The sequence below is a fragment of the Clostridium tetanomorphum genome (assembly GCF_017873215.1).
Taxonomy (GTDB): Bacteria; Bacillota; Clostridia; order Clostridiales; family Clostridiaceae; genus Clostridium_AO; species Clostridium_AO tetanomorphum.
Window position 1 is genome coordinate 250,265 of the sequence record NZ_JAGGKA010000001.1, and the last position, 13,172, is coordinate 263,436.

The 13,172-nt window shown below is 29.7% G+C and carries 10 protein-coding genes and 1 riboswitch; of the genes, 5 read left to right on the forward strand and 5 right to left on the reverse strand.

Annotation, left to right across the window (positions count from 1 at the left end):
- Positions 1-50: 50 nt before the first annotated feature.
- The 3 genes from J2Z24_RS01315 to nuoE are packed head-to-tail and all read right to left on the reverse strand — an operon-like array spanning position 51 to position 4,203.
- Entirely contained in the window at positions 51-1,784 is a 1,734-nt protein-coding gene (locus tag J2Z24_RS01315; RefSeq protein WP_035144444.1) for an NADH-dependent [FeFe] hydrogenase, group A6, read from the reverse strand.
- Positions 1,785-1,807: 23 nt separating this feature from the next.
- On the reverse strand, positions 1,808-3,703 hold the full coding sequence (gene nuoF, locus J2Z24_RS01320) for an NADH-quinone oxidoreductase subunit NuoF (RefSeq protein ID WP_035144445.1): 1,896 nt from the start codon (positions 3,701-3,703) through the stop codon (positions 1,808-1,810).
- Between the two features lie 14 nt (positions 3,704-3,717).
- Complete coding sequence (nuoE, locus tag J2Z24_RS01325; protein ID WP_085058954.1) at positions 3,718-4,203, reverse strand: NADH-quinone oxidoreductase subunit NuoE; 486 nt, start codon at positions 4,201-4,203, stop codon at positions 3,718-3,720.
- 437 nt (positions 4,204-4,640) lie between these two features.
- Between nuoE and lgt the strand changes: the two genes are divergently transcribed.
- On the forward strand, positions 4,641-5,408 hold the full coding sequence (gene lgt / locus J2Z24_RS01330) for a prolipoprotein diacylglyceryl transferase (RefSeq protein ID WP_035149067.1): 768 nt from the start codon (positions 4,641-4,643) through the stop codon (positions 5,406-5,408).
- Positions 5,409-5,434: 26 nt separating this feature from the next.
- On the forward strand, positions 5,435-6,379 hold the full coding sequence (locus tag J2Z24_RS01335) for a galactose-1-phosphate uridylyltransferase (RefSeq protein WP_111947781.1): 945 nt from the start codon (positions 5,435-5,437) through the stop codon (positions 6,377-6,379).
- A 37-nt stretch (positions 6,380-6,416) separates the two neighbouring features.
- Here J2Z24_RS01335 and J2Z24_RS01340 read toward each other — a convergent pair whose 3' ends face one another.
- On the reverse strand, positions 6,417-7,184 hold the full coding sequence (locus tag J2Z24_RS01340; protein ID WP_111947782.1) for a LytR/AlgR family response regulator transcription factor: 768 nt from the start codon (positions 7,182-7,184) through the stop codon (positions 6,417-6,419).
- Entirely contained in the window at positions 7,185-8,861 is a 1,677-nt protein-coding gene (locus tag J2Z24_RS01345; protein WP_035150152.1) for a LytS/YhcK type 5TM receptor domain-containing protein, read from the reverse strand.
- A 253-nt stretch (positions 8,862-9,114) separates the two neighbouring features.
- Here J2Z24_RS01345 and J2Z24_RS01350 point away from each other — a divergent pair, with 253 nt between their 5' ends.
- The 3 genes from J2Z24_RS01350 to J2Z24_RS01360 all read left to right on the forward strand — a co-directional run bounded on the left by J2Z24_RS01350 (position 9,115) and on the right by J2Z24_RS01360 (position 13,051).
- Positions 9,115-10,584, forward strand: a complete 1,470-nt coding sequence (locus J2Z24_RS01350) for a carbon starvation CstA family protein (RefSeq protein WP_035150156.1) — start codon at positions 9,115-9,117, stop codon at positions 10,582-10,584.
- Between the two features lie 147 nt (positions 10,585-10,731).
- Positions 10,732-11,283: an ECF transporter S component gene (locus tag J2Z24_RS01355; protein WP_035150158.1), complete on the forward strand. Its 552-nt coding sequence runs from the start codon at positions 10,732-10,734 to the stop codon at positions 11,281-11,283.
- A gap of 170 nt (positions 11,284-11,453) precedes the next feature.
- A riboswitch (glycine riboswitch) is annotated at positions 11,454-11,547 on the forward strand.
- 100 nt (positions 11,548-11,647) lie between these two features.
- Complete coding sequence (locus J2Z24_RS01360) at positions 11,648-13,051, forward strand: alanine/glycine:cation symporter family protein (protein ID WP_035150161.1); 1,404 nt, start codon at positions 11,648-11,650, stop codon at positions 13,049-13,051.
- Positions 13,052-13,172 lie beyond the last annotated feature (121 nt).

A 13,172-nucleotide genomic window follows, 5' to 3' on the forward strand; every position in this document is an offset into this window, starting at 1 on the left:
ATTGGATTATGCCTTTTTAATTTTTTACTATTACATATATAAAAAGACATTTATCTTTTTATATATGTAGTATGAAGTAATTCATGAGCTTTTTCACCATAAGGCTCGCCTAAAAATTCTTTATAAAGTTTTATAATAAATGGGTTTTCATGAGATTTTCTAAGTGTCTTATTTGAATCTTCTTTGTATAAAGCTTCCATTCGCTTTTCTAAAATATTTATATTTTCATGCATATATGGTTGACCTCCACCATCTATACAACCACCAGGGCAAGCCATTATTTCTATCATATGATAGTAAGCTTTACCTTCTCTTATATTTTGTAATAGTTTGCGAGCATTACCAAGGCCACTAGCTATAGCTACTTTTACATCCATATCTTTTATTTTTATAGTAGCTTCCTTTATACCTTTCATTCCACGAACTGCAATAAAGTTTACATCTTTTAAATCCTCTTTAGTTATTACTTCATAAGCAGTACGTAAAGCTGCTTCCATAACTCCACCAGTTACACCAAAGATTGCAGCGGCTCCAGTGGATTCACCTAATGGATTATCGAAGGAATCATCTTCTAAAGAATTAAAGTCTATACCTGCTTCCTTTATCATTTTAGCTAATTCTCTTGTACTTATAACTATATCTACATCAGGAATTCCATCTCTAGACATTTCTGGTCTTGCAGCTTCATATTTTTTAGCAAGACAAGGCATTACAGATACAACTACTAAATTTTTAGGGTTAATTCCCATTTTTTCAGCTAAATATGTTTTAGCAATAGCCCCAAACATCTGTTGAGGTGATTTACAAGTAGATGGTATGTCTAATAAATCACTAAATTGATGTTCGAAGAATTTTATCCAACCAGGACAACAGCTTGTAAGCATAGGAAGTCTTCCACCATGTTCAAGTCTGTGGATAAGTTCGTTGGCTTCTTCTAATATAGTTAAGTCTGCTGCAAAATCTGTATCAAAAACTTTATGGAAACCAAGAGCATGAAGAGCAGATACCATTTTACCTGTTACTACAGTTCCTGGTTCTAAACCAAATTCTTCTCCTAAGGCTGCTCTAATTGCTGGAGCTGTCTGAATTATAACTACTTTATCTGTATCATCTAAAGCATCCCAAACCTTTGAAGTATTATTTACTTCTGTTAAAGCACCTGTAGGGCATACAGCAACACATTGTCCACAGAATGTACAATTAGTGTCTAACATATCAGCAGAAAAAGCTGGCGATATAACAGTATTAAATCCTCTATCTACAGCAGAAAGCACGCCAACAGTTTGCACATCATTACACATAGTAACACATCTTCTACAAAGGATACATTTATCTAAATCTCTTACTATAGAGAAAGAAGATGTATCTTTTGGGAATCTTGATATTTCACCAGTGTATCTTATAGATTTTATACCCATATCTGCTGCTAAACTTTGGAGTTCACATTCTGTATTTTTTTCACATAGTAAGCAATCCTGTGGATGATCTGATAATAAGAGTTCTACCATAGTTCTACGAGCTTGTATAGCTTTAATAGAATTAGTTTTAACTACCATTCCTTCAGTGACAGGAGTACAACAAGCAGGTGCTAGATTCTTTTTACCTTCCACTTCTACTACACATACTCTACAGGAACCAGGGTGGTTTTCTGTCTTATTATCATGAATTTTTAAGTGACAAAGGGTAGGAATGTTTATATTTAATTTTTTAGCGGCATTTAGTATAGTTGTTCCTTCTTCAACTTCAATTTTTTTATTGTTTATGGTAAGAGTTACTAAACTCAAAGTTCACACCTCTTTCTGAAATATTATTTTCTTACTATAGCTCCTACAGGGCAAGCACTATAACATGTGCCGCATTTAATACATTTATCTTGGATAATTTCATGTTTCTCTTTTACCTTACCAGTAATACAGGAAGTAGGACATACTCTAGCGCATTTTGTACAACCTATACATTTATCTGTAACATAGTAATGTAAAAGATTTTTACAGACTCCTGCAGGACAACGTTTTTCTTTAACATGAGCTTCATATTCATTCATAAAATATTTCATAGTACTCAATATAGGGTTAGGGGCTGTTTGACCAAGACCACAAAGTGAAGTATCTTTAATGGTTTGAGATAGTTCTTTTAATTTAACTAAATCCTCTTCTGTTCCATTTCCTTCTGTTATTCTTGTTAATATTTCTAATAAACGTTTGTTTCCTATTCTACAAGGAGTACATTTTCCACAAGATTCATCAACAGTAAATTCAAGATAGAATTTAGCTATATCCACCATACAGTTATCTTCATCCATTACAATCATTCCGCCAGAACCCATCATTGAACCAATTGCTGTTAATGATTCATAGTCAATAGCAGTGTCTAAATGGCTACTAGGAATACATCCACCAGAAGGTCCTCCTGTTTGAACAGCTTTAAACTTACGACCATTTTTTATTCCACCGCCAATATCATATATTATTTCTCTAAGGGTTGTTCCCATAGGTACTTCTACAAGACCTACATTATTAACTTTTCCAGCTAAGGCAAAAACTTTTGTTCCTTTTGAGGTTTCTGTTCCAATAGATTTAAACCAGTCTACTCCTTTGTTTATAATATCAGGCACTATAGCTAATGTCTCTACGTTATTAACACAGGTAGGTTTATTCCAAAGCCCACTTTCTGCAGGGAATGGAGGTTTATTTGTAGGCTCACCACGATTACCTTCTATTGAGTGAATTAGAGCTGTTTCTTCTCCACATACAAAGGCACCTGCACCATATTTAATATGAATATCGAAGCTAAAGTTTGTCCCTAGTATATTATCACCTAATAAACCGTACTGATGAGCTTCATCAATTGCTTTATAAAGTCTTTCTACTGCAAGAGGATATTCTGCTCTAATATATATGTTTCCTTCATTTGCACCAATAGCATAACCAGCAATAGCCATAGCTTCTAGAATACTATGAGGATCTCCTTCAAGTATAGAACGATCCATAAATGCACCAGGATCTCCTTCATCTGCATTACAGATTATATATTTTTTATTACTATCATATTTTTTAGCGAAACCCCACTTTTTACCTGTAGGGAATCCACCACCACCTCTTCCACGAAGTCCTGAATCTGTTATTATATTAATTACATCATCTTGACTCATTTGGGTTAAGGCTTTTGCTAAGGCCATATAACCATTTTCTGCAATAGATTCTCTTATATCTTCAGGATTTATAAGACCACAATTTCTAAGAGCAATTCTCATTTGTTTTTTATAAAAAGACATTTCATCTTGTCTTTTAACTTTCTTTTGAAGAGTAGGTTCTATATAGAGAAGTCTTTCTACTACTTCTCCTTTCAATAGATGCTTTTCAATAATTTCTTCTACATCTTCAGGTTTTACACTTACATAGAAAGCATTATCTGGAGTTATATGAACAATAGGTCCTTTTTCACAAAAACCAAAGCATCCAGTTATTGATACTTGAACTTCTTGAGAAAGGCCAACTTTTTCTATACCTTCATTAAAATTTTTTAATATATCATAACTTGCTGAAGATTTACAGCCAGTACCTCCGCATATGGATATATAACGATGACATCTTTTTCCTTCAGCTTTTAATTCTTCTTCATGAGAAAATTTTTTAAGTCTAATTAGTTCTTCAAATTCTGTCTTAAGCTTTTGAAGTTCTTCAAAGGATTTTATTTTAACCAACGGTTATTCCTCCCTTACTCACTATACTCTTCTAATAATTTGTCCACTTTATCTTTAGTAAAGTGTCCATAAACTTTATCATTTACAGTTACTACAGGAGCTAATCCACAGGCACCTACACATCTTAAAACTTCCAAAGTGAATTTTCCGTCAGTTGTGGTTTCTCCAATTTTTATATTTAATTTCTTTTGTAGTTCATCAACTACGTCTCCAGCACCTCTAACGAAGCAAGCAGTACCCATACATACGTTTATTACATATTTACCTTTTGGTTCTGTGTTAAAATAAGAATAGAAAGTTACCACGCCATAAACTCTAGATACAGGTATGTCTAATTGTTTAGCGATAAACATCTGAACTTCTTTAGGAAGATATCCAAATATATTTTGAGCTTTATGCAAGACAGCTATTAACGAACCTTCTTTATTTTCAAGAGTGTTAATAAATTCACTTAATTGATTAAATTTACCTTCCATTACCTCATTTTTGCAGCACACCATAAAAACCTCCTTTACTATGTTTTAAATTTAACATAAATTGATTATATCAAAAAAGAATTAAAAAAATAAGTCTATTTTAAAGCAAAAAAAGACAAAAAAAGACAAAAAAAGACAAAAAACAACTGGATTATCAAAAATAATTTTCTAAATATAATATAATATTCCTAAAAATAATTAAAAATTATTTTTTTAAGAATAGTATGACATATAAAATTGTTAAAATATTTTTATTTAAAATTCTCATTTTTCCCCCTTATATACTATTTTATCATAATTTCTGAAATTTGGAATAATATAGTTAGAATTTTAGCTAATTATTTATGTTAAAAATTTATCGTTCTCAAAATTTAGTTTAAAATTGAGATAATATTAATAAATTGGCTAAAATACGCAATATAGAGTAAAATAATAATTATAAAAAATAAGGAGGAGATACATTGAATCCAATAGCATTTAGTATTTTTGGTATAGATATAAGATGGTATGGAATATTTATTGCAACAGGAGTGTTATTAAGTTTATGGTTAGCTAAATATACTTCTAAATTGAAAAATGTAGATTTTGATATGCTATTTAATACTTTTTTTATAGCTTTTCCAATAGCCGTAATTGGAGCAAGATTATATTATGTAATCTTTAATTTTCAGTATTACAAAGATAACCTATTGAGTGCTTTAAATATAAGAGAAGGGGGCCTTGCCATTCATGGAGGAATAATATTCGGGTTAGTTACTGCTTATATATATATTAAAAATAAGAAAGAAAACTTTTTGAAATTTGCTGATATAGCAGCACCATCTTTAATTTTAGCTCAGGGCATAGGAAGATGGGGGAATTTTTTTAACAGTGAAGCTCATGGAGGGCCTGTAAGCTACGAATTTATAAAACATTTTCCTAAGTTTATTCAAAAGGGAATGTTTATAGATGGGGTATACTATCATCCAACTTTTTTATATGAATCATTATGGAATATTTTTGTATGCATAGTATTAATAATAATTCTAAAAAAGACTTTAATAGAAGGAATTACCGTATTTACTTATATAGGTTTATATTCATTGGGCAGGTTTTTCATTGAAGGTTTAAGAACAGATAGTTTAATGTTTGGGAATATGAGAGTGGCACAGATGGTAAGTATTCTTGGAATATTATGTTGGGTATTTTTCTTAATATATATTAGAACAAAGGAAAGGAGGCAAAATTAAAAATTGATATACAATTTTTAGGGATTATGAGTAATTATAGAAGAGAAGTTTGGAATGGAAAATATGTACTGATTTCAGAAAAAAGAGGAGATAGGCCCTATGATTTTAATAATAGTAATGAAAAAAATAATATTTCTTTTAAAGCAGATTGTCCATTTTGCGTTGGAAACGAAAAAGAAAGTGATAATGCTATATATGAAGTAGGAACTCCTTGGATTGTAAGAGTTATACCAAATAAATATCCATGTATAGAATACAACATTAATAATGATGAAATATGTGGTTATCATTATGTAGTGGTAGAAAGTAGAGAACATAATAAAAAACTTCATGAATTTACAAGTGAACATATATATTATATTATAAAATCGTATATTACAGTATGTAGAGACATATATAAAGACAATAATATTAAATATATACAAATATTTAAAAACTACAAGAAAGAGGCAGGAGCATCATTATCACACCCCCATTCTCAAATAATTGCATTAAATATAATACCTGAAAAAATAAAAAGAACTATAAAATATAATCATAATTTATATGTAAAGCAAAGAAAGTGCTTATACTGTAATATTATAAAAGAAGAGAAAAGATTTAAAGAAAGAATAATTTATGAAAATTCTAAGTTTATATGTTTTTGCTCTATAGCTCCTATTTTTTCTTATGAAGTTACAATAATGAAAAAGGATCATGTAGGATTTTTAAATTTTTCTACAGAGGATATTGAATCACTAAGTTACTGTATTTATAAAATACAGAATAAAATTTTTTTGGAACTAGGAGATATTCCTTTAAATATAGGTTTTTATTTTTCTAAGAAAGACAATAATTATTCTCATTTTTATTTAAACATTTATCCTAGAATATCTAGACATGCAGGTTTTGAAATAACAACTGGAATAATACAAAATTCTGTATCACCAGAAAGGGCTGCTAAAAAGCTTAAAATAAATGATGAAAAATAAATTTATAGAAAAATTTTTTCTATAAATTTATTTTTTATTAAAGTCCAAGAATTTCTTTTAATTTTTTAACATTATTTCTACTTATAGGAACTTCGGAATTTTCTTTATCATTCATTACTAATTTATAGGTTCCATTAAACCAAGAATAAAGTTCTTTTATATTGTTTAAATTTACTAAATAACTTCTATGAGCTCTAAAAAAGTGAGATTTATGCTGAATTTTATGCATAGTATAGTTTGTAAAATATTTATTATTAAAAGTTTTTACAAAGACTTTTTCATTTTCAGTATAGCAATAAAAAATATCTTTTAGTGAAACTAATATTATTTTTCCATAGTTTTCACAAGGGATTTTTTGAACAGTTTGTTCTTGTATAGTTAGCTGATGCATTATTTCATCTATAACTTTAGGAAGCTCTATATTATTCTGTTTTTCTGTAAACTTATTAAAGAGTCGACGTATTGTAGTATCTATTCTTTTTTCATCAAAAGGTTTTAGTATATAGTCCAATGCTTCAATTTCAAAGGCTTCTAAAGCATGTTCTTCATAAGCTGTAACAAATATAATTTGTATATCGTTATTAAAATCTTTTATTTCTTTTGCTAAATCCATTCCATTTTTTACAGGTATATTTATATCTAGAAATATAGCTTGAGGATTATGTTTTTTTATAATGTTCATAGCAGTAAGGCCATCAGAACATATAGCTAAAATATTTAAAAAATCATATTTATTTAATAAAAATTTTAATTCCTCTGCAGCAGGAATTTCATCTTCAACTATTATACAATTTATTTGTTTCATTTATTCATCTCCTTTAGGAATTGTAAAACTTACACAAGTGCCTTCATTAAGTGAACTGTTAATTTTTAATTTATAATTATCTCCGTATAATAGTTTTAGTCGTTCATTTACATTTCTTAATCCAATACCAGAAGGATTAAGAAATAAGTTGGACAATTTATTATCATCCATTCCGATTCCATTATCTTCCACTGTGAAAATTAATTCATCATTTACTAAATTTACATTAATATTTACAATTCCACCAGAAGGCCTAGGTAATATACCATGTTTTATGGAGTTTTCAACAATTGGCTGAAGTATAAATACTGGTATTTTACGTTGTAGTAAATTACCTGGTATATTTATATTTACCTTAAGTCTATCACCAAATCTTGCATGTTCTATAGATAAATATGAATTTAAGAAATCACATTCATCTTTAATTGTAACGAAATCTTCTTCTCTTTTCAATGTTTGTCTAAAATAGTTGGAAAGATTTATAATAAGTTCACGTGCTTTATTAGGATTTATTCTACAAAAAGAAGCTATTGTATTTAATGCATTAAATAAAAAATGGGGATGAATTTGAGTACGTAAAGCTTTATATTCTGCAATGCAAGCTTCATGAGCTATTTGGTTTAATTTATATATTTGTAATTGATTAGATAAAAGACTACTTAATTGTTTGGCAAATTGTATAAAGTATTCATCCACATAATTTTTAGATTTTAGTTTTAAGCCTATGACAGCTTCTAATTTATCTTTATTAAATATTGGAATAAAGAAAAAGATTAATTCATTCCTCATATTCCCATTGGATATAGGCACTATTTTATATTCAGGATTAAGAAAATAGGAATTAAGGGACTCATTTAAATATTCTAAGGGGATTTTTTTTCCACAATAATATAATAATTCTTTATTATTTGCAACAAATACACCTTTGAAATTATTAACATCATATATTATTTTAGCTACATTTTCAGCAGTTTCATTATTGAAGCCTTTTTTCAAATATTTTAATGTTTGCTCTGCAATTATCAATGTTTTTTGTGCCTGAATAGCTCCTATTCTGTTATATTGTTCAGCAGCATCGTTAATAATATTTATAAATATTACAACTCCAAAAGAGTTTATAAGTATCATAGGTATAGCTATTATTTTTTCTAATTCTAAAGCTTCATTAAAAGGTTTGGAAAATACTAAAATAATTATCATCTGAAGAGATTCTGCTATTACAGCAGCTATTAAACCAATTTTAGGGTCTAAGTGATCTTTTTTTAAGTATTGTCTTGCAAATCCACCACATAGTCCTTCCACAATAGTAGATATACCACAAGCTAGAGCAGTAAAACCACCCATACTATATCTTTGAAAACCAGCAAGAGTTCCAACCATAAAACCAATTGCTGGTCCACCTATATATCCAGCAGCAATAGCGCCAATAGGCCTAGTGTTAGCTATAGCGTATGGATTAATCATAGTCATTGTGCTATTAGATGATTTAGGATCTACATTTATTCCAGTATAAGTACCAATTATAGAAAGCACAGTAAAAAATAGTATTATTGTTAGTTCGTTTGAAAAAGGATCTTTATTTTTAGCAAAAAATCTTTTTGATATTGTAATTTGACCATATATATATGCAGCTAATGCTATTAGAGACATGCTTTCTAATAATTGAATATATATCATAAATTTATACCACCTTAAATTTAATAAATTTGATACTACAATTATACACAAAAAAAACAATGTTTAAATGATTTTCACAACTATAATTAGGCTGTTTACCCCCTATATTTTGCACTTCACTGTGAACATTATTCCGTTTACCATAAAAGTATATATAAGAAATCAGAATTTTAATATAATTTATTTGAAATATTAAAGAGATTTTAAAAGCTAGTGAAAAGGTTTTTTATTATGATTTAAGGAGGTTTTATTGATGGTATCATTTATCATTTCTCTTATTGCACTAGTAGTGGGATACTTTATTTATGGAAAAGTAGTTGAAAGGTTTTTCGGAGCAGATGAAAATATAGAGACTCCAGCTATACGTTTGGAAGATGGTGTAGACTATGTACCTATGCCAGAATGGAAGATATTTTTAATACAATTTTTAAATATTGCAGGATTGGGACCAATATTTGGAGCTATTTTAGGCGCAATGTTTGGACCAGCAGCTTTTTTATGGATTGTATTTGGCTGTATATTTGCAGGAGGAGTACATGATTATTTTTCAGGAATGCTTTCAGTTAGACATGATGGAGCTAGTGTTCCCGAAGTAGTAGGTAAATATCTTGGAGGCGGATTTAAGCAATTTATGAGAGTATTTTCAGTTATACTCTTAGTGTTAGTAGGAGTAGTTTTTGTAACAGGACCAGCTGGATTACTTGCAAGTTTGACTCCTAATTCTTTAGACAAGAATTTTTGGTTATATGTTATATTTGCATATTATATTTTAGCTACATTGCTTCCCGTGGACAAACTCATAGGGAAAATATATCCTATATTTGGTATATGTTTACTTGTTATGGCTGTAGGTGTAGGGGCAAAATTAATTTTAGATGGTTATCCTATACCAGAAGCTATTCCATCAAACTTATATAATATGCATAGTAACCCAGGGACAACACCTTTATTCCCGGTATTATTTGTAACTATCGCTTGTGGAGCTATATCAGGATTTCATTCTACACAATCACCATTAATGGCAAGATGTATAACTAATGAAAAACAAGGTAGAAGAATATTTTATGGATCTATGATAGCAGAAGGTATAGTAGCTTTAATTTGGGCAGCAGCATCAATGAGCTATTTTGCAGGTCCTAATGGAGTAGATGGAGTAACAAAATTAAATGTAGCTATGACAGCTAATGGTAATAATGCAGCTTGGGCAGTAAATGTAATATGTAATTCACTACTTGGAAAAGTTGGAGGAGCTCTTGCTATACTTGGAGTTGTAGCGTGTCCTATAACTTCAGGAGATACTGCTTTTAGAAGTGCAAGACTTACTATAGCAGATTCAATTAATTATAAACAAGAAAAAATCAAAGGAAGATTAGCAATTAGTATACCATTATTTGTAATAGGGTTTGTTTTAACTCAAATAGATTTCAATGTTATTTGGAGATATTTTGGATGGTCAAATCAGGCTTTAGCTACAGTGGTTTTATGGGCTTCAGCCATGTATTTAGTTCATAATGAAAAAATGCATTGGATAGCAAGTATACCAGCAGTATTTATGACAGCAGTAAGTATAACTTACATTATAGTTGCTCCAGAAGGATTTAAAATGTCTACAGCAATAGGATATCCTGTTGGAGTAATTGGAGCAATAATTGTATTAGCAATCTTTTTGGTAGCAGCCAAAAAAAGATTATCACAACTTCATGCAAGTTCAAAAACAATTTAATATAAAAGTTACCTTTCCATATTTTAAAAAACGCCCTTTAAGTTAGGGTGTTTTTTATTATATTAATGTATCCATACATTTGATAGATTATAAAAATATCTTATAATAATATTCAAGAGTATGAAATAATTAAAAGTAGGTGATTTTATGGAAAATAAATTGTGGACTGGAAATAAAACAGCTGAAATAGTTCAAATTAGCTTGATTGCGGCAATTACTTGTTTGGTTACTATGACTATAAGAGTTCCTACTCTTATAGGATATACTCATTTAGGAGATAGCATGGTATTTTTATCAGCTATACTTTTAGGTAAGAAAAATGGAACAATAGGAGCGGCATTAGGAATGTTTTTAGCGGATATGCTAGGAGCATACTTTATTTGGGCACCATTTACCCTAGTTATAAAAGGGGGAATGGCTTATATTGCGGCTACAATAGCATATAGAAAAGATTTTAATGGGCTTGATACTAGAAATAATATTTTGGCTTTTTTATGTGCTGGTACATGGATGGTTTTAGCTTATTATATAGCAAATGCTGTAATTACAAGATTTATATATGTAAAAACTGCAAGCATTAATGAGAGTTTAATAATAGCTTTAGGAGAAGTTCCAGGAAATATTATAGAGGTATTGGTAGGTATAATTCTTGCTGTTCCTTTAATTAAGGGAATTAGAAAATATTTTTACAAAAAATAGAAAAATACCAATAAAATTTTATTTAAAATATATTGCAATTAAAAAAAATAGATGATATAATCTTATATAATTTAATAAGTGGTTCGGATGAAGGTAATAGGAGAGAGGCTTTATGCCCACCGAAGATGTTAATCTTTCAGGTACCATTATTTATGGGGAGGACTGTTATTGGACGAAACTCTGGAGAGACTCTTAAATGAGCACCGAAGGAGCAAGTTGAAATATTTCAATGAAACTCTCAGGTAAAAGGACAGAGAATAGAACTGTAATCCAGAGGTCTATCATTTTTTGAAAAGACCTCTATTTTATTTGCGTTGTCTCTATTCATCCTCTGTCCAAATCAAAAATAATAGGAGGATGGGAAATGGAAAAATTAATTCAAATCTTTACTAAAATCGATTCAATAGTATGGGGAGCACCTTTACTAATTCTACTTGTAGGAACAGGTATATACCTAACTCTACGACTTGGTGTAATTCAAATTAGAAAATTACCAATAGCATTTAAGTATCTTTTTTCAAAACAAGATGAAGATAGCAAAGGAGAAGGAGATGTTACAAGTTTCCAAGCTTTATGTACTGCATTAGCAGCTACTATTGGTACAGGAAATATTGTAGGTGTGGCTACGGCAATTAAAGCAGGAGGACCTGGAGCATTATTTTGGATGTGGATGGCAGCCTTCTTTGGAATGGCTACTAAATATGCAGAAGGTTTACTTGCAGTAAAATATAGAGTAGTTGATAAAAATGGACAAATGTCTGGCGGTCCTATGTATTATATTGAAAGAGGATTAGGAAGTAAATGGTTGGCAAAAATGTTTGCAGTGTTTGGAATAGGAGTTGCTTTTTTTGGAATAGGAACTTTTGCTCAAATAAATGCAATATCTGATTCTTTAAAAGATTCTTATGGTGTACCAGTTATAGTATCAGGAATTATAATTACATTGTTAGTAGCTATGGTAACTTTAGGAGGAATAAAAAGTATTGCTAAAGTAGCTGAAAAGATAGTTCCATTTATGGCTATATTATATATTTTAGCATCATTGATTATATTAATATTAAATATAAAATTAGTACCAGGAGCTGTGGCTTTAATTTTAGAAAGTGCTTTTAAACCTAGCGCAGCTGTGGGAGGATTTTTAGGTGCTACAGTTAAACAGGCTATACAAAATGGTGTAGCAAGAGGGGTGTTTTCTAATGAATCTGGACTTGGAAGTGCTCCAATTGCAGCAGCTGCTGCCAAAACCAAATCTTGTGTACGTCAAGGTCTTATATCAATGACAGGAACATTCATAGATACTATAGTTATATGTACTATGACAGGAATAACTTTAATACTTACAGGAGCTTGGAAATCTGATTTAGCTGGAGCAGCTATGACAAATTCTGCTTTTTTAAATGGTATACCATTGCCAATAGTAGGTAAACTTATAATAACTATTGGATTAATGTTCTTTGCATTTACTACAATTCTTGGATGGAATTACTATGGTGAAAGATGTACAGAATACTTATTTGGAGTAAAGGGAATAAAACCATATAGGTATACATTTATTGCTATAGTTGCTGTAGGAGGACTTGCTATATTAAAGCTAGATTTAATATGGATAATTGCAGATATAGTTAATGGACTTATGGCTATCCCCAATTTAATAGGTTTAATAGGACTTAGCGGAATAGTTGTAAGTGAAACTAAAAAATATTTTAATAATTTAAATAAAAATGAAGATGAAATAGTAGAAGAAGTTAGAAAGGTTGCAGCAAGATAGTAATAAAAAAGGCTTTGCTAAATTAGTAAAGCCTTTTTTATTTTATAAATTATTTTTACGAACATTATCAAAATTAAAATGCATAAAATAGCTATATATACGAACGATGATAAAAAAAAGC